Origin of the sequence: Corynebacterium sp. J010B-136 (genome assembly GCF_002967075.1) — a bacterium.
GTDB lineage: Bacteria > Actinomycetota > Actinomycetes > Mycobacteriales > Mycobacteriaceae > Corynebacterium.
The window spans coordinates 298419-321638 of record NZ_PUGE01000001.1 but is presented as its reverse complement, the minus strand read 5'-3'; the positions used below and the strand labels follow the sequence as shown (position 1 = coordinate 321638).

The following is a 23220-nucleotide window of genomic DNA, read 5'->3' as shown; positions in this document are numbered from 1 at the left end:
GCCACCAATAGACGTATAGTTATGGACGTCACCCTAGATGCGTCTGTGTTTAGGAGATGCTCTTATTCATCCCAGTCAGCACGATTGGTACTGCGTAACCGACACCCCGATAAGAAACTGGTGAACAAAGAAAAATCCAGTTTCGCGAGTGCTTAGATCTTGTTGGCTTTAGGAAAGGACATGTAACCGTGGTCGATTCCGCGCTTCCATCGTTTAAGAAGATTCTGGTCGCAAACCGCGGCGAGATTGCAGTTCGTGCATTCCGTGCCGCATATGAGACCGGTGCAAAGACTGTTGCTATTTATCCGCGTGAAGACCGTAACTCCTTCCACCGCGCATTTGCGGATGAAGCAGTTCGCATTGGTGTTGAGGGACAGCCTGTTAAGGCTTATCTCAACATTGATGAAGTCATTCGCGCTGCTAAAAAGTCAGGCGCGGACGCTATTTACCCCGGCTATGGATTCTTGTCCGAACGCGCCGAACTTGCGCGCGCGTGTGATGCTGAAGGCATTACCTTTATCGGACCGTCCGCGGACACGCTGGATCTCACCGGCGATAAGGCAGCAGCAGTTGAAGCGGCCACGGCTGCTGGTCTTCCAACCCTGCATGACTCCATCGCATCCACCGACGTGGACGAGCTTTTCGCAGCGTCCAAGGATTTTGAATACCCGATGTTCGCGAAGGCTTTAGCCGGTGGCGGTGGCCGCGGCATGCGCTTTATTGAAAATGAGAAGGAATTCAAAGAGCGCGTCGCGGAAGCCTCCCGTGAAGCTGAAGCAGCTTTCGGCGATGGTCGCGTGTACCTCGAGACTGCTGTAATTAAGCCACAGCACATCGAGGTGCAGATCCTGGCTGATGGCGAAGGCAATGTCATGCACCTATTTGAGCGCGACTGCTCGGTGCAGCGTCGTCACCAGAAGGTTGTGGAGATCGCCCCGGCGCCATTTTTGGATCCAGAGCTGCGTGACCGCATCTGCCAGGATGCGGTGAATTTCTGTAAGCACATCAACTACAAGGGTGCTGGCACCGTTGAGTTCTTGGTCGATGAGCGCGGCAACCACGTCTTCATTGAGATGAACCCGCGCGTGCAGGTAGAGCACACCGTGACCGAAGAGGTCACCGGCATCGATATCGTAAAGTCCCAGATGCAGATCGCCGCTGGCGCGACCTTGGAGGACTTAGACCTGCGCCAAGAAGACGTCAAGCTCAATGGCTTTGCGCTGCAGTGCCGCATTACTACCGAAGACCCTAATAACGGCTTCCGTCCAGATACCGGCACCCTGACCGCTTACCGTTCTCCGGGTGGCGCTGGTGTCCGCCTCGACGGTGCGACTTCCGTGGGTGCGGAAATCTCGCCGAACTTTGACTCTTTGCTGGTGAAGATGACCTGCCGTGGCAAGGATTTCCAGCAGGCAGTGCAGCGTACCCGCCGTGCGCTGAAGGAATTCAACATCGCTGGTGTTGCTACCAACATTGGTTTCTTGCGCGCGCTGTTGCGTGAGCCTGACTTTGTATCCAAGCGCATTGACACCAGCTTCATCAACAGCCACCCAGATTTGTTGAAGGCGCCTCCTGCATCCAATGAGCAAGACCGCATCTTGGAGTACTTGGCTGATATCACGGTCAATAAGCCCAATGGCAAGCGTCCAACGGATATTCGTCCTTTCGATAAGCTGCCAAAGATCGACCGCCAAAATATCGACCTTCCCCGCGGTTCACGTGATGAATTGCTGGAGCTGGGACCAAAGGGCTTTGCGGAAAAGATTCGCTCCCAGGACGCGCTGGCGGTTACCGATACCACCTTCCGTGACGCCCACCAGTCGCTGCTAGCAACGCGTGTGCGTGGTACCGCGCTTGTCACCGCAGCTGAGCACGTCGCGCGTTTGACCCCAGAGCTGTACTCCGTTGAAGCATGGGGTGGTGCGACCTACGACGTTGCTATGCGTTTCCTCTTCGAAGACCCATGGCAGCGCCTGGATCTTTTGCGTGAGGCCATGCCAAACGTGAATATCCAGATGTTGCTGCGTGGTCGCAACACGGTGGGCTACACGCCATACCCAGATAGCGTGTGCCGCGCTTTCGTGCAGGAGGCAGCGAAGTCTGGTGTGGACGTTTTCCGCATTTTCGATGCGCTTAACGATGTCTCCCAGATGCGCCCAGCCATCGAAGCCGTCCTGGAAACCAACACCACCGTCGCCGAGGTTGCCATGGCGTACTCCGGTAACTTGAGCGATCCAAATGAGAAGCTCTACACGCTGGATTACTACCTGAACTTGGCGGAAGAAATCGTCAAGTCCGGTGCACACGTATTGGCTATTAAGGATATGGCTGGTCTGCTGCGCCCAGATGCTGCTGCGACGCTCGTGACCGAGCTGCGCAAGAACTTCGACTTGCCAGTTCACGTACACACTCACGACACCGCTGGTGGTCAGCTGGCGACCTACTACGCAGCCGCATTGGCCGGCGCAGACGCCGTCGACGGTGCCTCGGCACCGCTGGCAGGTACGACCTCGCAGCCATCGCTTTCGGCCATCGTCGGCGCTTTTGCGAACACTCCTCGTGATACCCAGATTGATCTGGAAGCAATCTCCAACATGGAGCCGTACTGGGAGGCCGTGCGTCAGCTGTACGCACCATTCGAAAATGGCATCCCAGGACCTACCGGTCGCGTGTACAAGCACGAGATCCCAGGTGGTCAGCTATCCAACCTGCGCGCGCAGGCTTCGGCTCTGGGCCTGGCGGATCGCTTCGAGATCATCGAAGACAATTACGCAGCTGTCAACGAGATGCTGGGACGCCCAACCAAGGTCACCCCATCGTCCAAGGTCGTTGGTGACTTGGCCTTGCACCTTGTGGGCGCAGGTGTGGCTCCAGCTGATTTCGAAGAGAATCCAACCAAGTACGACATCCCGGATTCGGTTATTTCCTTCCTCCGCGGCGAGCTCGGTACTCCTCCAGGTGGCTGGCCACCGCTGCGCGATAAGATCTTGTCAGGCCGCAACGGTGAGCTTCAGCTTTCCGATGTCCCCGCAGAAGAAGCCGTTCATCTCGAATCGGAAGATTCCGCAGAGCGTCGCCCAGCGCTAAACCGCCTGCTCTTCCCGAAGCAGTGGGATGAGTTCAATGAGTTCCGTCGCCACTACGGCAACACGGAAGCTTTGAATGACGCTGACTTCTTCTACGGCCTCAATGAGGGCGAAGAACGCATCATCCACCTCTTCGCAGAAGGCTCCAACGATCGTGCCGATTTGAAGCAGATGGTTGTGCGTCTGGATGCCGTCGGCGAACCAGACGAAAAGGGCTTGCGTTCAGTCATCTTGAACGTCAACGGCCAGATTCGTCCGCTGAAGGTCCGCGATAACTCCGTCGAGTCTGTCACCTCCACGGTGGAAAAGGCGGACACGAAGAATGACGGCCACGTTGCAGCACCATTTTCCGGTGTGGTTAACCCAACCGTGCAGGTGGGTGACGAGGTCAAGGCCGGCGATCAGGTTGCTGTCATTGAAGCGATGAAGATGGAAGCATCCATCTCTGCTACCAAGGACGGCAAGATTGAGCGCGTTGCCATCGCACAAGCCACCAAGGTTGAAGGCGGCGACCTCATCGCTGTCATCAGCTAGACGCTAGGCGCTAGGCGCTAGGCGCACATAAAATGCCCTCTGCCTCCCATATTCCGGGAAGCAGAGGGCATTTGCGTGCCGTGAATGCGATTTAGAATTAGAAGTACTTGATCATCGCACCTGGTGCGGCATTAGGAATAGTGATGTCTTCAAAGCCGGCGCTTTCGTAGAGCTTGCGGGCGCGCGGATTCTCCGAATCTACCCACAATGCAATAGCCGGCGCGTCTTGTGCACGCGCAAGGTCGACAACATTTTTTAACAGAATCTCGCCCAAACCTTGGCCTGCATAGCGGCGTTCCACAGCGATGCATAGCTCCGGAATGGTCTCCGGATCGAACTCGGTGGCCCACAAGCTTTCATCATGCGGGTCAGCGCCAGGTTGCTGCGCACCCATAAACGCCGCACCCTTGTTCTCACCGGTGAAATAGCGCAACCAAGCCCCACCCGCTGGTACCTCGTGGTCGGATACGGCGATGACCCCGCCATCGACAAGCGGCGACCAATCGCCCACATAGCGCTCCACGTCTGGGATATGGAACTGCGGAATTTCGGCAGTTTCATCCCCAAAGACAGAGGTGAGGTACAAAAGCCGCAAGAGGTAGGTGCGGTCTTCTTCTTGGGCAAGCCGGACACGAAGTTGCGTGTCATTTACTTTGCTGAGATCCATATCCTCGAGCATAACCAGAGTGGGGGAGTATTCGCACGTGCTTATCGATGCATCAAGCTGCAGCACACCATATCCGGTGCCTGCAGCTTGATGCGTTTGCTAAGAAGCTAGTACAGCTTACTTAATCTCGAGAATTGGGTTGCCCTTGTTGATCTGGGAACCAGTTTCAACCGCCAAGTCGGAGATGATGCCGGACTTGTGTGCCTTGACTGGGTTTTCCATCTTCATGGCTTCCAGAACGACGATAACTTCGCCTTCTTCAACCTCTTGGCCGTTCTCAACATTGACCTTGATGACCGTGCCCTGCATTGGCGCTACTACAGTGTCACCGGAGACAGCAGCCTTGGCCCCAGCGCCGCGGCGCTTCTTGGACTTCTTACGTGGAGCTGCGCCGCCACCAACAACCAAGTTGCCAGGCAAAGCGACTTCGACGCGACGACCGTCTACTTCAACAACGTACTTCTGTGCTGGCAGCTCGTCAGATTCTTCTGCAGCTTCAGCTGGATCGACGTACGCAGGTACTTCGTTCTTCCACTCTTCTTCAATCCACTTGGTGTAGATATCGAAGCTCTCGCCATCACCAATGAACGCAGGATCTGCGGTGATTGCCTGGTGGAAAGGAATGACCGTTGGCATGCCTTCGACCTTGTACTCGGAAAGCGCACGACGCGAACGAGCAAGTGCTTCTTCACGGGTCTCGCCCCAGACAATCAGCTTGCCCAGCATGGAGTCGAACTGACCGCCGATGACAGAGCCCACGCGCATACCGGAGTCGACGCGAACGCCAGGACCAGCTGGCTCTTCGTAGCGGGTGACGGTACCTGGGGCTGGCATAAAGCCTGCGGCAGCGTCTTCACCGTTGATGCGGAACTCGAAAGCGTGGCCACGTGGGGCAGGATCTTCCTTGATACGCAGCTCTTGGCCTTCAGCGATGCGGAATTGCTCGCGCACCAAGTCCAAGCCGGTGGTTTCTTCAGTGATTGGGTGCTCAACCTGCAAACGAGTGTTGACCTCGAGGAAGGAGATGAGGCCATCGGAGCCGACCAGGTATTCTACGGTGCCGGCACCGTAGTAGCCTGCCTCGCGGCAGATGCGCTTTGCGGACTCGTGGATGGAAGCGCGCTGCTCATCGGTCAAGAATGGGGCAGGAGCTTCTTCGACCAGCTTCTGGAAACGACGCTGCAAGGAGCAGTCGCGGGTACCAGCAACAATGACGTTACCGTGCTGATCGGCAAGCACCTGAGCCTCGACGTGGCGAGCCTTATCCAGGTAGCGCTCAACAAAGCACTCACCACGGCCGAAGGCGCTAATTGCCTCACGCGTAGCGGACTCGAAAAGCTCTGCAACCTCAGACTTTTCATAAGCAACCTTCATACCGCGGCCACCGCCACCGAAAGCTGCCTTAATAGCGATAGGCAAACCGAATTCTTCAGCGAAAGCCTCTACCTCAGCAGCATCTGCCACTGGGTCCTTGGTGCCTGGGGTCATCGGTGCTTCTGCGCGCTCAGCAATGTGGCGTGCAGTGACCTTGTCACCCAGATCTGCGATGGACTGTGGTGATGGGCCGATCCAAATCAGGCCCGCGTCGATTACAGCTTGCGCAAATTCTGCATTCTCAGCCAAGAAACCGTATCCCGGGTGGACGGCATTTGCTCCTGACTTCTGCGCGGCATCCAACACCTTGTCAATGGCCAGGTAAGACTCTGCGGAAGTCTCACCGCCAAGGGCAAATGCTTCATCTGCAAGCTCTACGAATGGTGCATTTGCATCCGGTTCTGCGTACACAGCAACTGACGCGATGTCGGCATCGCGGGCGGCGCGAATAATGCGGACCGCGATTTCGCCGCGGTTGGCGATCAGAACCTTGGTGATCTTTCGGGATTCAACTGCCACGGCTAATAGACCTTCCTAAACATAACTACTTTGAACTCTAACTATTCTTACACACAGAAACATGAGAATACCGTCATATTTTGCTTTTTCGCAACAAACCATATTGAAAACGCCCGTACCTGCGTAAATACTTGCAGATACGGGCGTGTCTTTGGTTACATCTGGCTCAAACAGCCGTGGCGGCCGAGATGCAGAGGTTAAAAACTCCGTGGTTTAATTCTCAGTTACTTTTCAGTTACTTCTCGATGGGCATGCGAACCATGTTGCCCCACTCGGCCCACGAGCCGTCATAATTCCGAACATTTTCAAAGCCCAAGAGGAACTTCAGAACAAACCAAGTGTGGGCAGCCTGCGCGCCAACGTGGGAGTACAGAATTACTTCAGAAGCCGAACGCAAGTCGGCGTAAGTCTTTTCCAATTCTGCAAAGGGACGGAACGTGGCATTGGGATACGTCGCTGCGTCCCACTTGATGTGGGTAGCACCCGGGATATGTCCGTGGCGGAAAGTCGTGCCGTACTGGGAGTCGCCATTGGTGGAAAAGACAGTTGGCTCGCCGTTGAATTCCTCGGCGCTACGGGTATCAATCAGCGCTCGGTCCGCTTGCTTGTCGACGAGCTCCGCTACAAACGCGCGGTGCGCCGCATCATTGCGTGGGGTCTCTGGGTAATCCGACTCAGGGAAATCAGGAACCGCATAAGAGGTATCGCGCTCTTCGGCCATCCAGGAGTCACGTCCACCATTGAGTAGGCGAACGTCTTCATGGCCGTAAAGCTCAAAGATCCACAGAGCGAAAGCGGCCCACCAGTTGGATTTATCACCGTAGATAACAATGGTGTCATCGCGCTTGATGCCTTTAGAGCGCATTAAATTAGCAAACCCCGCGGAATCCACGACATCGCGGGTATTTTGATCTAATAGTTCAGTGTGGAAGTTGATTCTCGTGGCGGTGGGGATATGCCCGATATCGTAAAGCAGGGAATCTTCGTCAACTTCGATAACACGTAGTCCCTTGATGCCTAAACGTGCGGAAAGCCATGGTGCTGATACCAGGCGACCGGGGTGTGCATAATCCTGAAAAGGAGGGTGCGGATCAAATTCGGTCACGTTGGCGGCCTTTCTTTCGGGGGATACTTTCATGTGCTCCAATGCGTCGACTCAATCTTACAGTGCTCGGCTTTGAATGGTCACTTGGGATGGCAAAATGTGGTATTGGCTACAGCAAATCACACATCCGTATAAATACGATCTGGCCGTGCCGAAAAATCTTTATCTGACCTTGATTTTCTTGAATTCCTATCGTGCTAAAGGCAGTGGTTACCCCCATAAAAATCGCTGCCGTTCTAAGTGCGCACAACACGGGTTCATAGACTATTTTTCTCTAAGGAGGGTGCGGCTAAAAGTGATGAGCCTTGGCAGTACCCGCTACTTATCACTTTTTCTCACTAGCCCTTGAAGGGAGTGTTTCCCCATGCACAAAGCAATTGTGGTTTTCGAAGTCGAAGGCGGATCGGACAAATATTTCAACGGTCACCGCAAAGACACCATGCCGATCGTCAATTCCATTCTGGATGCCGGCTGGCACGCAGAAGTCGTGTATTTTCGCCCAGAATGGAGCGAAGACATCTTCACCTATGTTTCAGAAAACTTTGATGCCTATATCTCCCGCGTCAATCCCGGCAATATCCCCAGCGGAGAAAAGGTCTACTTCGAACTGCTCACCCAGCTTTCAGAGGCAGGGCTCGTGGGGATGTCTACTCCCGAAGAGATGATGGCCTATGGCGCCAAAGATGCTTTGGTCAAGCTCAAAGACACCGACCTGGTGCCATCAGATACCGCGGCATACTACGACGTGGAAACCTTCCACGACACTTTTCCTACCTCTTTGTCTTATGGCGAGCGTGTCCTCAAGCAAAACCGCGGCTCCACCGGCAGTGGTATCTGGCGCGTGCAGATTGAAGACAAGGAACTCGCCGCGAGCATCGTGCCTGGAACCCCGTTGCCGCTAGACACAGAACTCAAATGCACCGAGGCAGTGGATAATCACACGGAAATTCGCCAGCTGGGTGAGTTCATGAATTTCTGTGACCGCTACATCATCGGTGATAACGGCATGTTGGTGGATATGCGCTTTATGCCGCGCATCGTCGAAGGCGAAATTCGCATCCTGCTCGTAGGACCCGATCCAGTATTCGTTGTGCACAAAAAGCCTGCCGAAGGCGGCGATAACTTCTCTGCCACGTTGTTCTCTGGCGCTACCTATAGTTATGACAGCCCCGAAGCCTGGCCGGAGTTGGTGGAGATGTTCGCCGCGGCACGCCCAGTTATCGCCGAAAAGCTCGGCGGGGACAATATCCCGTTGGTTTGGACGGCTGATTTCATGCTTGCCGAGGCAGCCGACGGCCATGACACCTATGTTCTTGGAGAGATCAACTGCTCGTGTGTGGGCTTTACCTCTGAGCTAGACATGGGGATCCAAGAAAAGGTCGCCGCTATTGCTATTTCGCGTGTTGAGGAAAAGGAAAGAGCTCTTGCCGCCGGCGACCGTGGTGGTCGTGACGGACAAGAACTCCTCTTAAACCACTAATGCGTGCACAGGTAGAAACACTTGTGCCTTTAGTAGTTATTGTTCGCTGATTAGTTGTGCAGCGCGTTCCCCGATCATCATGCAGGTGATGTTCGGATTGACAGCAACGAGCTGTGGCATCACGGAGGCATCGGCAACGCGCAGACGGTTGACACCCTTGACTCGTAGTTCAGGATCGAGCGGCGACATGTCATCGTCAGCCGAGCCCATCCGGCAGGAACCTGCTGGGTGGTAAACGGTGTTGTGGGTCTTCGCAATGTAGTCGGCAATTTCCTCATCGGTTTGCACCTCAGGGCCAGGGGAAAGCTCACGCTTGACTACATCGGCAAGCGCTGATTGCGACGCAATCTTGCGGGCCAGCTTGATGCCTTCGACCGCAATGCGCATGTCGTAGCCTTCCTCATCGGTGAAGTAGCGAGGATCAACTGCAGGCTTGTCGCGGAAATCATTCGAGCGAAGACGCACCGTGCCACGGGACCGTGCGTGGGTCACGTTAGGTGTGAGCGCGAAAGAATTCTCCGCTGTTGGGTAGCCCTGACGCAGAGTGTGCATATCAAAAGGCACGGAACCGTAGTGCATCATTAAATCCGGCAGGTCGGTGTCTTCATCGATCTGGGTGAAAATACCGATCTCCCACCACTGCGTCGAATCCGAAACCATGTCAACAGTGGTTTCAAAGTTAATGACTGCTTCTGGGTGGTCCTGCAGGTTAGAACCCACGCCAGGAGAGTCAACGCGCACATCAATGCCGACCTCTTTAAGGTGATCAGCTGGGCCGATACCGGAGAGCATTAACAGCTGTGGCGTGTTAATCGCACCGGCAGAAATGATGACCTCACGCTTTGCGTTGAGAACTGCACGGCGGCCGAAAACATCGCGCTGGTATTCAATTCCGGTTGCGTTATTGTCTTCGTCGAAAACAATGCGGGAAACCCACATATCGGTGAGGATATCTAGATTCTCACGGCCCTCAATAGGGTGAAGGTAGGACACAGATGAAGACGAGCGGGTGCCATCCTGTTTCGAGTTGATCTGGAAGAAGTTTGCACCGTGCTTGACGGTTTCTCCCTTGTTGAATTCTTTTCGCGGAATGCCGGCCTCTTCGCAGGCATCCAACACCGCGACGCCAACCGGATCAGTTGCCGGAACAGTCATGAGGTTGACCGGACCATCATGGCCATTTTGATCACCCTCATGGTCATTGGTTTCCAGCTTTTTAATCAAAGGAAGCACATTCTCGCGGTTCCAGCCGGTTGCACCAAGCTTCTCCCACAAATCAACGTCTTCTGCAGGCGTGTGGAAAGCGATGCACGAGTTGTGGGAAGAACAGCCACCAAGCACCTTTGCGCGAGAGTGGCGCATAAAAGAGTTGCCATTTTCTTGCTTTTCGATGGGGTAGTCCCAGTCCAGCCCCGATTCCAGCAACTCTGGCCAACGGTTGAGTGTGAGCACCTCATCATGCTTTGAATCGTGCGGGCCTGCCTCAAGAAGGGCGACGGTCACGTCAGGGTTTTCACTCAGACGAGCAGCCAATGCAGCGCCACTCGATCCACCACCAACGATGATGTAGTCATAGTCCTTCTGATCAGCCATTAAATTCTCCTTTTCGGTCTTTGCTTTTCTTGCTCTGTCTTGCTCTGTCTTGCTTAGTTGCTGCTGGTCTTGTCTGGGAACCAACCCGTGACCGCAGGCTCAGTGTTTTGGTAGATGTGCTTTGGCTGCTGGTATTCCTCCAGCCCCGATGGTCCCAATTCGCGGCCTACACCGGACATCTTGAATCCACCCCACTCAGCTTGTGGCATGTATGGGTGGTAGTCATTGATCCAGATGGTGCCGTGGCGCAGCTTGCTAGAAACGCGGTGTGCCGTGCCCTGGTTAGAAGACCACACGGCGCCGGCAAGTCCGTAGTTAGTGTCATTGCCAAGAGCAATAGCTTCAGCTTCAGTCTTGAAGGTTTCCACGGTGATGACAGGGCCGAAACCTTCTTCTTGCACAGCGGGGTTATCGGATTTGACCTGGTCAATCACAGTTGGAGCATAGAAGTAGCCGTTAGCTAATTCATCTCCGCCCCAGTGGCCACCACAACGTAGACGTCCTCCGGCTTCGATGCCACGGTTGACGTATGAGGTGACCTTATCGCGGTGCTGCTCAGAAATGAGTGGTCCGGTCTCTGCCTTTTCATCGAAAGGCCCGCCCATGACAATGCCTTCGGCGCGGCGTACGAGCTCATCGACGAATCTCTCGGCGATAGATTCTTCAACAATCAGGCGGGTACCAGCGGAGCACACCAGTCCGGAATCCAGGAATCCGGCATTGAGCGCATTATCCACGGCGGCATCGAAATCGGCATCAGCGAAGACAATATTTGGGTTCTTGCCACCGAGCTCCAACGCGACCTTCTTTACGCCCTGCGCTGCGGATTCTGCAATCTTCTTGCCGGTCTCCAGACCGCCGGTAAAGGAGATGAGGTCAATTTCTGGGTGGGAAGAAAGCACCGAGCCGACATTTGCGCCGTCGCCCATAACTACGTTTGCCACGCCGGCTGGAAGACCAAGGGAATCCAGAACATCAGCAATCAACAGGGTGGTTGAAGGCGTGAGCTCTGAAGGTTTAATAACAAAAGAATTACCCGTTGCCAATGCTGGTGCAATCTTCCATGAAGCTTGCAACAGTGGGAAGTTCCACGGCGTAATCATTCCGCAGACACCCATTGGTTCATAAGCCACGCGGGAAAGAACCGTGGGGTCACCGGCATCAACGATCCGGCCCGGGTTGGAATCAGCGATCTTGCCGTAGTAGCGGAAGCAGTTAGCGATATCGTCCATATCGCCTTCGGCTTCAACAAGACGCTTACCGGTATCGAGTGCCTCTGCACGGGCGAACTCATCTTTGCGGCGTTCGATTTCCTCAGCGACCTTGATTAGGAAATCACCACGCTTGGAAGCTGCAACACCAGACCACACGCCGGACTCAAATGCCTCGCGTGCTGCCAAGATGGCCTTTTCTACATCTTCTTTGCCGCCTTCGGCTACCTCGGCAACGAACTCTCCGTTAGCAGGGCAGGTGATTGTACGAGTTGCGCCGGAAATGGAGTCGACCCATTCACCGTTAATGAAATGTTGATTCTTAGACATTTTCAGTACTCACTTTCCTAGTTAGAGTTGGTGTCATTTTCCGTTAGTTCGGAATCGACGGTACCTGTTCCATCCCACTCCGTGGGGGCCTCGGCTTCGACACCGGTAAAGGACGTGCCCGCGGTACCACCCATGGCCATGTAGGTGAGGTGGGTTTCGTAGGAACTGACAACATCCGCGATGACCTGGTCTTCTGTGAAATCCATGACGTTGACACCACGGGTTCCTCGCGCGGTAAATACCTCAACCGTGTGGTAGCTTTCCTCTTCCTCGTCCTGTTTTGGTGCCCACGTTGGGGTGGCATGTACAACAGGGCACAGTTGGTATTTGAAATCTTCCTGTTCGGGAAATTTGATCGTGAGGTCGACAAAAGGCATGCCATCTTCTGCTGATTCGCCCTTGGAGAGAGAAACGTCTGCACCCAAATTGCGAAGTTCTAGAGCAACAGTCTCTACCGCCGGTGTGCCAGTTGTTTCTACAAAGGATCGGGCTTGCTCCGGTCCTGGGAATGCCATGCGGCCAGCAAGACGCTCTTGCCATGAAAGTTGATCTGTGCCTGAGCCCGTGCCGCGGGATGCTAGAGCCACCGATTGGAGCCTGGAATCAAGGCTGCGGGTTTCCGCACGTAATGCCTTAAGCACACTGGCCATGAGTAGATACATCACCACAGAAAACGGCAGGCCGATCAATACCGCAGCGGCTTGAAGCGTGTAGACACCATCTATAAAGAGCATGACCAGGGTGAGTGCACCAGTAATGACTGCCCAGACAATGCGCAGCCAGGGTGCGCCATCGGAATCGCGTAACGATGCCTTCGATGACATATTGGCCATGACCAGTGAGCCGGAATCTGCTGAAGTGATGTAAAAGAGCATGCCCACGAATACTGCAACGGCGATGAGGACAGTGCCGCCTGGGTATTGCGACAGTAGGTTAAAGAATCCTGATTCGGGGAGATCAACTGCTTCCTGGAGGAATGCATCATCTCCTGCCTGAAAGTGGGACAAGGCTGCGTTGCCGAAGATGGAGACAAACAGCAGGATAAATCCGAATGGAATGATGAGCACGCCGAAGATGAATTCACGCAGTGTGCGTCCCCTGGAGATACGCGCGAGGAAGAGCCCAACGAATGGTGCCCAGGCCATCCACCACGCCCAGAAGAACAGGGTCCAGTCACCTAGCCATTGTTCAGTTGGGTAGCCAGGTGCGCCGTCAGTGTAGGCGAAGTTGTTGAGCAACATGCCTGGGAAACGGCTAAAGAAATCACCAACGTTTTGGACAAGTTGGCCAAGCAGCTCAGCGGTTTTACCCGTAACCAGAATCCATAGAAGTAGCCCGAGAGCCAACAATACGTTGAGCTCAGAGAGCCGGCGAATACCCTTGTCGACGCCCGATACTGTCGAGAAAATCGTGATCAGCACGGACAGGGCGATCAGAGCGACCTGCACGGCAGCGTTGGTTGGAAGCCCAAAGAGCTCTGAAAGGCCGTAGTTGAGAAAGACGACACCAATACCCAACGAGGTAGCGATACCAAAGATGGTTCCTAACGTTGCTGTGATATCAACAGCATTGCCGGTTGCGCCACGGATGCGCTTGCCAAAGATGGGAGCCAATGCCGAGCGGATACTCAGCGGCAAATGGTAGCGATATGCGAAAAGGCCTAGGGCAACCCCCATGAGTGCGTACATAGCCCATCCGGGAATGCCGTAATGGAACATGGTCCAAATTGCTGCCATGCGGGCGGCTTCATCCGAAAGCGGTTCTGCCTCAGGCGGTGTCAGATAGTTAGTTGCTGGCCCTGCGATGGAGAAGAACATGAGGTCGACGCCGATACCGGCGGCGAACAACATTGATGCCCACGTGAACATCCGATATTTGGGTCGAGAATGATCCGGTCCGAGCCGGGTATCGCCCACTCGGCTGAGGGCGATGATAATGACGAAAAGTACGATGATCCCCGCAGTAAGGATGTAGTACCAGCCAAGATTTGCAGCAATCCAATTCATGGAGCCGAAAATCACTGTTTCTGCCTGTCCAGGGGCTAACCAAGCCCACAGGACGAACGCGATAATCAAACCCGCGGCTGTGAAAAATACAGGCTTATTGACAGTTGAATGCTTGAATTCGTCTGAAGGACCAGTACTTGTCGGATCCTCAGAAGTGTCTCTTGAATGAGACTTGGCAAGATATGCCATGAAACCTCCGTAATCCTATTGCACGAAAAATACCTGCGCAGGCACTCGTTCCAGGGTAGGGGGCTAGTAGTTTTTAAGCAAGAATAGACATAATTTATATTTAGGTGGATTTCTTGAGGGTAAACTTATATAATCCCCAGAAGATTTTGCTGATGGTGTTTAACGGAACGTGGTGCGAAAGCGTGCGCGATATTCCGTCGGTGACATCCGGAAGCGGCGTTCAAAAGAGCGCCGCAGATTCTCATCGTTACCAAAGCCGGAATGCCGCGCAGCTGCGGTAATGCTGTGGCCTTCCAAGATCATGTCTTGGGCTGTTTGCAGCCGCATCCTTTCCATCCAGCGTCCCGGCGTCATGCCCAATTCCTGTCGGAAAAGTCTGCCGAGATGCCGCGAGCTCACGGCGACGGCCTCAGCCAGGGTGGTCAAAGAATGATCGCCGTGAGGTTCGGCTTTGAAAGTCTCCATCGCCTTTCGCACGATTGGATTGCTTATCGAAAGTGGTGCGTCGTGGCCGACAAATTGTGATTGGCCACCGGGGCGATGCATAAAGACCACCATGTCTTGGGCAATCGCACGCGCCGTGGCTGCGCCGTGGTCTTCTTCGACCAAGGACAACGCCAAGTCAATGCCGGCGGTAATACCCGCGGAAGTGATAAAACGGCCATCATGAACGTGCAGAGTGTCAGGGTCAACCTTAATCTGCGGATAACGCATGGCCAGCTCACGAGTATTTTGCCAATGTGTGGTGGCGTGCCTGCCATCTAAAAGGCCCAGTTCTGCCAACACGAATGCCCCCGTGCAGACACTTGCAATGCGGCTTTTACCCTCCATATTTGAAACCAAGAGGTCGACAGTCTCGAGCAGCCCTTTCGGCCATGGCTGCGCAGGAAGCCAATCGGCGCCGGCGATGATGAGGGTGTCGAGCAGGGAGGCATCGATAGGCGATGGCTTAACGGTGTCGGCGATAGGGATGTGGCTGGACGTTGCTACCGTGCCGCCGGCGGGGGAGAAGCACACAATCTCATAACCTGCCGCGCGGCTGAGCACTTCCGCGGGGCCGGAGACATCCATCAACGTCACACCGGGATAAACCAGAACGCCGATTCTGCGTTGCATTGTGCCTCAATTCCTAAGAAGCGCCAGCGCCACATGTCGCTTTTTGCTGTTTGTGTGGCCTAAATGACATGGCATCAGTGTAGTGCATCTTGAAAAGGTAATGGGTGAACCCGATATCTACTTCACAAGGAGCACGACATGGCAGAGATTATTTCCGGAATTACTATCCCTGATTCCAAACTTGCGCAGGAAGCGACTGAACTCGTTCGCGAATTCGCATCGCAGCTCATCTACGACCACTCGCGCCGCGTGTATGTCTTTGGCGCTTTGCGCGGGCAACAAGATGGTATTACCTATGACCCAGAGCTGCTATATGTTGGCGCGATGTTCCACGACTTAGGGTTGACGGATAAATATGCGCGCGATGACCAGCGGTTTGAAATCGACGGCGCCGATGAAGCCCGCCGCTTCTTGCTTTCGCACGGTGTGGCAGATGCGGACGCAGATAAGGTCTGGAATGCTATCGCGCTGCACACCACCCCGGAGATTCCACTGCATATGGCAGTGGAGGTCGCTTTGGTCACCCGCGGTGTTGAACATGATGTCCTGGGCATTGGCTTTGACACCATCACCGATAAACAGCGTGCGGAGATTGTGAAAGCGCACCCGCGTCCGGATTTCAAAAATCAGATCCTGCAAGCCTTCACTAATGGCATTAAGCACCGTCCAGAAACCACCTTCGGCAATGTGAAAGCCGATGTCTTAGAGCACTTTGTTCCAGGCTTTGAACGCGGCGACTTCGTGGAAGTTATCCGCGCGAATAAATGGCCCGAGTAGGAAGAAGAAAATCATGTCTGAAAGAATTGCCAGCAAATCTATGGCCGCAAAGGTCATGAGTGCTGAAGAAGCTGCAGAATTTATCAACCACGGCGATACCGTGGGCATGTCCGGATTTACCGGCGCAGCCTATCCCAAGGCCTTGCCTACTGCGATTGCCAACCGCGCGAAAGAAGCCCACGGTAGAGGCGATGAATTTACCATCAACCTGATTACTGGCGCCTCGACCGCACCGGACTGTGACGGCGTGCTGGCTGAGGCCGATGCCATCAACTACCGCATGCCCTATCAATCAGACCCAGAGATGCGCGCGAAGATTAACTCTGGGGAGATGAAATACCAAGACATTCACTTGTCACATTCAGGTCTGCAGGTGGAACAAGGATTCTTTGGCGAACTCGATGTCACCGTCGTGGAAGTTACCCGCATTACCGAAGAAGGACACCTCATTCCTTCCTCGGGTCTGGGCAATAACTTGGAGTGCATCGCTGCTGCCAAGAAGCTGATTATTGAGGTCAACTCTTGGCAATCGCTCGACCTTGAAGGCATGGCGGATGTTTATCATGTGCCGCATTTGCCAAACCGCACGCCGATTCCCATCAACAATGTCGGCGACCGGATTGGTGAGACCTTCATTCAGATTGATACGGAAAAGGTCGTGGCTGTCGTGGAAACCGATGCTCCAGACCGCAACAGCCCGTTTAAGCCTTTCGATGAAACCTCGAAACAAATTGCCGGCCACTTCCTGGATTTTCTCGAAGGAGAAGTCCAAGGTGGGCGTCTGCGATATGACGGATACATCATGCAATCTGGCGTCGGCAATGTGCCGAATGCTGTGATGGCAGGCCTTGTGGATTCGAAATTTGAAAATATCCAAGCCTATACGGAAGTTGTGCAAGACGGCATGCTGGATCTTATCGATGCAGGCAAGATGACCGTGGCCTCGGCAACTTCCTTTGCGCTCTCGCCGGAGTATGCAGAGAAAATGAACCGCGAAGCCACCAAGTACCGCAATCATTTGGTGCTGCGCCCGCTGCAAATCTCCAATAACCCCGAAGTTATTCGCCGCATGGGTCTGATTTCATCCAACGGCATGATTGAGGCAGATATCTACGGCAACGTGAACTCCACACACGTGGCGGGAACGCGCGTGATGAACGGAATTGGCGGCTCGGGAGATTTCACCCGCAATGCTTTTGCCTCGACGTTTATCTCGCCGGCGGCTGCGAAAGGGGATTCGATCTCAGCGATTGTGCCTTTTGCCTCCCACATCGACCACACCGAGCACGATGCCATGGTGATTATTACCGAATATGGTTATGCCGACTTGCGAGGATTAGCGCCGCGAGACCGCGTGCCGAAAATGATTGCGGTAGCGCACCCAGAATACCGCCCACTGTTGGAGGAGTATTTTGAGCGCGCCCGCAAGAATAAGTTCCAGCACACCCCGCATGACCTGCGCACGGCGTTAAGTTTCCATACGCGCTTTGAAGAAACCGGTTCTATGAAACCGGCCTAGGGTAAAGGAAGAATTCTTTAAAATTCTTCGTACACCGCTGGGTCTTGGTCCTTGATGCGGCCATCAGGGCGGCCCAGCGCGGTGATGGTTGCGATTTCTTCCGCGCTGAGCTGGATGTTGACCGCATCCAGGTTGGACTTCTGGCGCTCCGGCTTGGTGGATCGCGGAATCGGCACGATGCCGCGGGCGTGATGCCAGGCGAGCGCAACTTCGCCGCCGCCAACACCGTGGCGTTGGCCAATCTCGACCAAAGAAGGTTCTTCGACTAGGCCACGGCCATTGCTCAATGGGCTCCACGCTTCGGTGATAATGCCGCGGGCGTCGTGCCATTCCACCAGCTCTTGCTGCGGGAAGTAGGGGTGCAGCTCAACTTGGTTCACCGCGGGCAGCTCACCGGTTTCTTTCTCCAGGCGTTCCATGTGTTCAGGTAAGAAGTTGGAGACCCCGATGTGGCGCACGAGGCCGCGGTCGCGGGCATCGATAAGCGCCTGCCACGCCTCAACATAAAGGTCTTGACTTGGATTAGGCCAGTGGATAAGCAACAAGTCCAAGTGATCCAGACTGAGGCGGTAGAGGCTTTCTTCAATGCGCGGGCGCGCAAGGTCGAATTTGTGAAACCGGCCCGGCAGCTTACTGGTCACAATAAGTTCATCGCGCGGCACACCAGATTCACGCAGCGCCACGCCCACAGCGCCTTCGTTCTCGTAGTTATACGCGGTATCAATCAAGCGGTAGCCGGTCTGGATTGCCGAGGTCATTGCCTGGGCGCCGGCAGCGCCATCGAGATGCACCGTGCCAAAGCCAATTGGGGGAAGCGAAAGAGCAGAATTGTTTTTAGCCATGCTCGCCACCCTAATGAAAAAGCCTGCGTATCTCACTGCTTTGAGGAAGATACGCAGGCTACTGGGGTAAAATGCTAAATATTATTGACCGTCGAGCAGCGTTGCGACGGACGCGGGGTCGGCATCGGAAAGCATTTGGCGAAGACGGTCATATTCTTCCGTTTCACCAATTGCCTGAGACGCGTGACCAAGCGCGGCAATCGCGCGCAGCACGCCTTGGTTAGGCTCATGGTCAAATGGAACTGGACCCCAGCCCTTCCAGCCGTTGCCACGCAGGCGGTCGAGCCCGCGGTGATAGCCGGTGCGCGCGAAAGCATAGGCGGTGATGAAAGCAGCAGGCTCCGCGGTGTTATTCGCAGAAGACTGAGCTGCCTTCAATTCGGCTTCGGCAAGCTCGGCCCACGCATAGGGGCTGGCAGGAAACTTCGCCGCTAGTTCTTGTGGAGTGAAGTTTGAAGCCTCCGCCTGAGCCGGGTCTTCCGGCAGCTTTACTGGCGGTGGTGCAAGCATGTCATTAATTTCCATGCCTACCAATCTACCTGCCAGGGTTAAGTGGTGACGGCATTCATCGCGGCATCGGCCGGTTGTACCGCTTGCGCCGGTTGCTGGGCAGACTCGGTCTGGCCGGTATTCCACAATTCGCTGACGGAAAGGCCAAAGGAATACAGCGCGCGGCGAACCACTGGAAGTGAGAGACCGATGACCGAGGAAGGGTCGCCTTCGATGCGATCAATGAACCAGCCACCGATTGCTTCGAGCGTAAAGGCGCCTGCACACTCAAGCGGTTCCCCGGTGGAGGCATAGGCCCGGATATCAGCCAGAGTGGCCTGTGCGAAGCGCACAGTGGTGCGTGAGGTCTCCACATGGACTTGGTCGCCCCAGATGATGCAGTGGCCTGTTAGAAGCTCTGCGGTCTTGCCTGCTTGTTGCTCCCAGCGGGCGACGGTGGCGTCAACGGTGTGTGGTTTGCCTTGCAGTGTGCCATCTAAAAGCAGCATGGAGTCGCCGCCGATGACGATGTCGTTGGGAAAGTCTGGGGCGATTTCTTGTGCTTTGGCCATCGCCAGTTGGGAGACGACCTCAGCTGGAGCAGCATCACCGAGGGATTCGATAAGGCTTGCTTCATTCACGTGTGCCGGGCGCAGAACCGGCTCAACACCCGCGCCGCGCAAAATAGATGCGCGCGAAGGTGATTGAGAAGCGAGAATAATTTGCATGCGGGGAATTCTAGATCACCTTTGGTGCCTACACCTAAAAAGAAGCGGTGGTGCACAGATGTTTGCAATCGTGTGCACCACCGCTTTTACGCGAAGACTGAGCGAACTCTAGTAGAAACGAACATTTCTAAACGCAGCTGGGTTAAATTGCAGCTGGAAGTTGAAACGGTCCTCAGGACGGCCCCACAGGTTGCGCTCGCCGTGCTTGGAAACGCCAGCACCAGCAGCCTCGCGGCGGGACTGGTTGGAAAGCTGCGCAAATACTGCGGTCAGTGCTGCGATTTCACTTGCCGAAGGATTGCCTTTGACCACGCTAAACAGTGGTGCTGAGGGAGCCTTGGCGGCGGAGTCAGTAACAGTTGATGTGGTCATTTCTTTCTACTTTCCTTTGAAATACGGGTTATAGCGTGATGTTGCCGTGCTTTTTCAGCGCTGCGGGAACTACCTTGCGCTCAAGAAGGCGCAGGCCTTCGATGAGATGACCGCGGGTGGCATCAGGGGAGATAACTGCATCCACCATGCCGCGCTCGGCAGCTTGGTAAGGGCCCATGAACTTATCTTCCAGCGCTGCCTTTTGCTCTTCAGTTGCCTCAGCACCGTAGATGGACTCAGCCGCCTGGGAGGTCTGTGCTACTGCGATTTCTGCGGTTGGCCAGCCATAGGCAAGGTCTGCGCCGAGGTCTTTGGAACCCATGAATACATAAGCAGGTCCGAAGGCCTTGCGGGTGATCACCGTGATTTTGCCAACGGATGCTTCTGCGTAGGCATAGGCAAGCTTGGTAGCACGACGTACCAATCCAGCCTTTTCCACCTCCACGGAAGGGATGAAACCGGGGGAATCTACGAAGGTCACCACAGGGGTGTTGAAAGCATCGCAGGTGCGGATGAAACGCGCGGCTTTTTCTGCGGCTGCGGAATCAATGGCGCCAGCACCAGCTAAGGGCTGGTTGGCGACAATGCCTACGCTGCGGCCTTCGATACGTGCAAAACCGGTAAGCACGTTATCGGCAAAGCTGCCGCTGACTTCAAAAAACGATGCTTCGTCGACGATATTGTCAATGACTTCGCGCATGTCATAAGCGGAAGAGTCCTCATCCGGGATGATGCTCAACAGCTTCTTGTCATCTTCGCCGATATTTTCTGCAATCGAGCCAGCCATAATATCTGCCTCAGTGCGAGGTGCTTCCGCGCGGTTATTCACCGGCAGGTAGCCCAAAACATCGCGTGCCATAACCAGTGCTAGCTCATCGGTCTCAGCAACAAGTTGCGCGGTGCCATTATCAGCATGCACGGCAGCGCCGCCTAGCTCCGCAGCGGTGACTTCCTCACCAAAGACTTGAGCCACCGCACTAGGGCGTGCTTGGTGCAGCGCTGACTGCGTGGTCATGATGACAACATCGGACCAACCGGGAAGGAAAGACGCCATTCCTTCGGTATCGCCGACAACGATAGAAACCTGTGGAATCAGACCCGAGGCTGAAGTTGCACGCGCCATGATGCGGCCGTACATGCCTAAGGTGACAATGCCTTCTTCCACACGTGGGCCAGCAGAGGCGTGAATACCGACGATAGGAACACCCGTCTTGAGCGCAAGGTCATATAACTTGATGACCTTTTCGCCGTAAACCTCACCCAAGGTGCCATCAAAGATAGTTTCATCTTGGCTAAAGACACAGACCTTGCGGCCATCGATGGTGCCATAACCTGTCACTACGCCATCGGTTAATGGCTTGTCGTGCTCACGGTTAAAGTCCACCGAACGGTGGCGTGCTAAAGCGTCAGTTTCCACGAAAGAACCGGCATCGAGCAAAGCGTCAATTCTTGTCCGGGCAGTCAGCTGGCCTGCATCTTGGCCTGCGTCATCTGCGCCATCACCTAAAGGATGAACCGATTCGGTGAGACGACGATCTAAGTCTTCGATCTTGCCGGCTGTCGTTTTCAGATCCGGTTTATTAGTCATAAACAGCTAGTTTACAACCCCGACTAACTTCGACATAGCGAGGCCAATCGGGGCGCAACTTCTTACAGCGGAATATTGCCGTGCTTGCGTGCTGGACGTGCAACATTCTTATCTGCGTACAGGCGCAGGTTGCGTGCCACCATCTGGCGGGTTTCGGAAGGCAGGATAACTGCATCGATAAGCCCACGCTCAGCAGCCTTGTACGGGTTGAGCATGTGGTCTTCGTACTCGCGCTCGAAGGACTTCGCCAACTCTGCTACGTCTAGACCCTTCTCGTGTGCCTGCTTGAGCTCCTTGCGGTAGATGAAGCCGACAGCACCGGAAGCACCCATCACAGCAATCTGTGCGGTTGGCCACGCCAGGTTAACGTCAGCGCCCAGGCCCTTGGAACCCATCACGCAGTATGCGCCGCCGTAAGCCTTGCGCATGGTGACGGTGATCTTCGGAACGGTTGCTTCACCGTAAGCGTAAAGCAGCTTCGCGCCGCGACGCAGAATACCGCTGTGCTCCTGGTCCAGACCTGGCAAGAAGCCCGGTACGTCCACCAGCAGAACCAGTGGGATGTTGAAGGAATCACAGGTGCGGATGAATCGAGCAGCCTTCTCCGAGGAGTCAATGTCCAAGCAGCCAGCGAAGACGGTTGGCTGGTTTGCAACGAAACCAACGGTCTGGCCTTCGATGCGGCCAAATGCCACGACAACGTTTTCTGCGCGCTCTGCCTGAATCTCCAAGAACTCGCCATCATCGCTCAAAGACTCAATGACTTCGCGTACGTCATAAGGCTGGGTTGGGGAGTCTGGAATGATCTCATCCAGCTTGAGGTCCTCTTCGGTGATTTCCTCTTCGAAGTCGGTGAGTTCCAACGGCGCCTGCTGGCGGTTGTTGGAAGGCAGGTAAGCCACCAGGTCGTGTACCCAGTCCAAAGCCTCTTCATCGCTTTGTGCGGTGTAGTGGGAGTTACCAGCATTGGTCATGTGTGCAGAAGCGCCGCCCAGTTCTTCCTGGGTAACTTCTTCACCGGTAACGGTCTTAATAACGTCAGGGCCGGTAACAAACATCTTGGACTTCTTGTCCACCATGACGACAAAGTCAGTCAAAGCAGGGGAGTAAGCGTTGCCGCCAGCACAAGCGCCCATGATGACAGAAATCTGTGGAACTACACCAGATGCCTTGATGTTTTGATAGAAGGTCTGGGCAATCCAGTCCAGGGAGACGGAGCCTTCCTGGATACGTGCGCCAGCGCCTTCATAAAGACCAATCAATGGGCGGCCGGTGGTAATAGCCAGCTCCATGATCTTGATCATCTTTTCGCCGTAAACCTCGCCCAGAGCGCCGCCGAAGACGGTGCCGTCCTGGGAGAAGATGCAGACTTCGCGTCCGTCGATGGTGCCCCAGCCGGTAACGATACCGTCGGTGACAATCTTCTTCTTGGACATGCCGAAGTCGGTGGTGCGGTGCTTAGCAAGCATGTCGGTCTCAACGAAGGAGCCTTCGTCGAGCAGGTAGTCTAAGCGCTCGCGAGCGGTGAGGCGTTCTTGGGCGTGAACCTTCTCAACCGCAGTCTCACCCATGGGCAAGGTCGCTTCAGCGCGGCGACGCTTTAGTTCGGCAAGTTTGCCTGCGGTGGTGTTGTCGTCTTCCAAGCTGTCTAGATCCGTGAAAGGTGAGGAAATGGTCATGTTTCGAAATCCTAGA

17 protein-coding genes are annotated in these 23220 nt (G+C 54.9%); 4 read left to right on the top strand and 13 right to left on the bottom strand.

The annotated features are described in order from the left end of the window. The first annotated feature begins 188 nt into the window (after positions 1–188). Entirely contained in the window at positions 189–3620 is a 3432-nt protein-coding gene (locus C5Y44_RS01365) for a pyruvate carboxylase (RefSeq protein WP_105323333.1), read from the top strand. A gap of 97 nt (positions 3621–3717) precedes the next feature. Here C5Y44_RS01365 and C5Y44_RS01360 read toward each other — a convergent pair whose 3' ends face one another. The 3 genes from C5Y44_RS01360 to C5Y44_RS01350 all read right to left on the bottom strand — a co-directional run bounded on the left by C5Y44_RS01360 (position 3718) and on the right by C5Y44_RS01350 (position 7285). Then, positions 3718–4287 (bottom strand): GNAT family N-acetyltransferase, encoded by a 570-nt coding sequence (locus tag C5Y44_RS01360; protein ID WP_233189779.1) that lies wholly within the window; start codon positions 4285–4287, stop codon positions 3718–3720. A 117-nt stretch (positions 4288–4404) separates the two neighbouring features. Continuing rightward, positions 4405–6180, bottom strand: a complete 1776-nt coding sequence (locus C5Y44_RS01355; RefSeq protein WP_105323332.1) for a biotin carboxylase N-terminal domain-containing protein — start codon at positions 6178–6180, stop codon at positions 4405–4407. 235 nt (positions 6181–6415) lie between these two features. Then, the gene (locus C5Y44_RS01350) at positions 6416–7285 is read right to left on the bottom strand and encodes a sulfurtransferase (protein WP_105323656.1); all 870 of its coding nucleotides are present in this window, start codon (positions 7283–7285) and stop codon (positions 6416–6418) included. Between the two features lie 364 nt (positions 7286–7649). On the opposite strand from C5Y44_RS01350, the gene C5Y44_RS01345 reads away from it, so the two are divergent. Continuing rightward, the gene (locus C5Y44_RS01345; RefSeq protein WP_105323331.1) at positions 7650–8765 is read left to right on the top strand and encodes a Cj0069 family protein; all 1116 of its coding nucleotides are present in this window, start codon (positions 7650–7652) and stop codon (positions 8763–8765) included. Positions 8766–8801: 36 nt separating this feature from the next. Here C5Y44_RS01345 and C5Y44_RS01340 read toward each other — a convergent pair whose 3' ends face one another. From C5Y44_RS01340 to C5Y44_RS01325, 4 genes are all read right to left on the bottom strand, one after another. Next, complete coding sequence (locus C5Y44_RS01340) at positions 8802–10358, bottom strand: GMC family oxidoreductase (protein ID WP_105323330.1); 1557 nt, start codon at positions 10356–10358, stop codon at positions 8802–8804. 53 nt (positions 10359–10411) lie between these two features. Next, positions 10412–11899, bottom strand: a complete 1488-nt coding sequence (locus C5Y44_RS01335) for an aldehyde dehydrogenase family protein (RefSeq protein ID WP_105323329.1) — start codon at positions 11897–11899, stop codon at positions 10412–10414. A gap of 17 nt (positions 11900–11916) precedes the next feature. Further along, on the bottom strand, positions 11917–14094 hold the full coding sequence (gene betT / locus C5Y44_RS01330) for a choline BCCT transporter BetT (RefSeq protein WP_105323328.1): 2178 nt from the start codon (positions 14092–14094) through the stop codon (positions 11917–11919). 159 nt (positions 14095–14253) lie between these two features. Next, entirely contained in the window at positions 14254–15210 is a 957-nt protein-coding gene (locus tag C5Y44_RS01325) for a GlxA family transcriptional regulator (RefSeq protein WP_105323327.1), read from the bottom strand. A 138-nt stretch (positions 15211–15348) separates the two neighbouring features. Between C5Y44_RS01325 and C5Y44_RS01320 the strand changes: the two genes are divergently transcribed. After that, the gene (locus C5Y44_RS01320) at positions 15349–15987 is read left to right on the top strand and encodes an HD domain-containing protein (protein WP_105323326.1); all 639 of its coding nucleotides are present in this window, start codon (positions 15349–15351) and stop codon (positions 15985–15987) included. A 13-nt stretch (positions 15988–16000) separates the two neighbouring features. Continuing rightward, complete coding sequence (locus C5Y44_RS01315) at positions 16001–17506, top strand: acetyl-CoA hydrolase/transferase family protein (RefSeq protein WP_105323325.1); 1506 nt, start codon at positions 16001–16003, stop codon at positions 17504–17506. A gap of 17 nt (positions 17507–17523) precedes the next feature. Here the strand turns inward: C5Y44_RS01315 and C5Y44_RS01310 are convergent, their stop codons facing one another. From C5Y44_RS01310 to C5Y44_RS01285, 6 genes are all read right to left on the bottom strand, one after another. Continuing rightward, complete coding sequence (locus C5Y44_RS01310; protein ID WP_105323324.1) at positions 17524–18348, bottom strand: aldo/keto reductase; 825 nt, start codon at positions 18346–18348, stop codon at positions 17524–17526. Between the two features lie 81 nt (positions 18349–18429). Further along, complete coding sequence (locus C5Y44_RS01305; RefSeq protein WP_105323323.1) at positions 18430–18873, bottom strand: DUF3151 domain-containing protein; 444 nt, start codon at positions 18871–18873, stop codon at positions 18430–18432. A gap of 23 nt (positions 18874–18896) precedes the next feature. After that, the gene (locus tag C5Y44_RS01300) at positions 18897–19565 is read right to left on the bottom strand and encodes a nucleoside triphosphate pyrophosphatase (protein ID WP_233189778.1); all 669 of its coding nucleotides are present in this window, start codon (positions 19563–19565) and stop codon (positions 18897–18899) included. A gap of 108 nt (positions 19566–19673) precedes the next feature. Continuing rightward, positions 19674–19937, bottom strand: coding sequence for an acyl-CoA carboxylase subunit epsilon (locus C5Y44_RS01295; protein ID WP_105323322.1), 264 nt, complete (start codon positions 19935–19937; stop codon positions 19674–19676). 28 nt (positions 19938–19965) lie between these two features. Further along, on the bottom strand, positions 19966–21525 hold the full coding sequence (locus C5Y44_RS01290) for an acyl-CoA carboxylase subunit beta (protein WP_105323321.1): 1560 nt from the start codon (positions 21523–21525) through the stop codon (positions 19966–19968). A gap of 62 nt (positions 21526–21587) precedes the next feature. After that, positions 21588–23204: an acyl-CoA carboxylase subunit beta gene (locus C5Y44_RS01285; protein ID WP_066792578.1), complete on the bottom strand. Its 1617-nt coding sequence runs from the start codon at positions 23202–23204 to the stop codon at positions 21588–21590. Between the last annotated feature and the right edge of the window lie 16 nt (positions 23205–23220).

Coding starts and splice junctions, on each gene's coding strand:
- C5Y44_RS01360 (WP_233189779.1), bottom strand. CDS start 4,287: ATGGATCTCAGCAAAGTAAATGACACGCAACTTCGTGTCCGGCTTGCC.
- C5Y44_RS01345 (WP_105323331.1), top strand. CDS start 7,650: ATGCACAAAGCAATTGTGGTTTTCGAAGTCGAAGGCGGATCGGACAAA.
- C5Y44_RS01340 (WP_105323330.1), bottom strand. CDS start 10,358: ATGGCTGATCAGAAGGACTATGACTACATCATCGTTGGTGGTGGATCG.
- C5Y44_RS01335 (WP_105323329.1), bottom strand. CDS start 11,899: ATGTCTAAGAATCAACATTTCATTAACGGTGAATGGGTCGACTCCATT.
- betT (WP_105323328.1), bottom strand. CDS start 14,094: ATGGCATATCTTGCCAAGTCTCATTCAAGAGACACTTCTGAGGATCCG.
- C5Y44_RS01325 (WP_105323327.1), bottom strand. CDS start 15,210: ATGCAACGCAGAATCGGCGTTCTGGTTTATCCCGGTGTGACGTTGATG.
- C5Y44_RS01320 (WP_105323326.1), top strand. CDS start 15,349: ATGGCAGAGATTATTTCCGGAATTACTATCCCTGATTCCAAACTTGCG.
- C5Y44_RS01315 (WP_105323325.1), top strand. CDS start 16,001: ATGTCTGAAAGAATTGCCAGCAAATCTATGGCCGCAAAGGTCATGAGT.
- C5Y44_RS01310 (WP_105323324.1), bottom strand. CDS start 18,348: ATGGCTAAAAACAATTCTGCTCTTTCGCTTCCCCCAATTGGCTTTGGC.
- C5Y44_RS01305 (WP_105323323.1), bottom strand. CDS start 18,873: ATGGAAATTAATGACATGCTTGCACCACCGCCAGTAAAGCTGCCGGAA.
- C5Y44_RS01300 (WP_233189778.1), bottom strand. CDS start 19,565: ATGCAAATTATTCTCGCTTCTCAATCACCTTCGCGCGCATCTATTTTG.
- C5Y44_RS01295 (WP_105323322.1), bottom strand. CDS start 19,937: ATGACCACATCAACTGTTACTGACTCCGCCGCCAAGGCTCCCTCAGCA.
- C5Y44_RS01290 (WP_105323321.1), bottom strand. CDS start 21,525: ATGACTAATAAACCGGATCTGAAAACGACAGCCGGCAAGATCGAAGAC.
- C5Y44_RS01285 (WP_066792578.1), bottom strand. CDS start 23,204: ATGACCATTTCCTCACCTTTCACGGATCTAGACAGCTTGGAAGACGAC.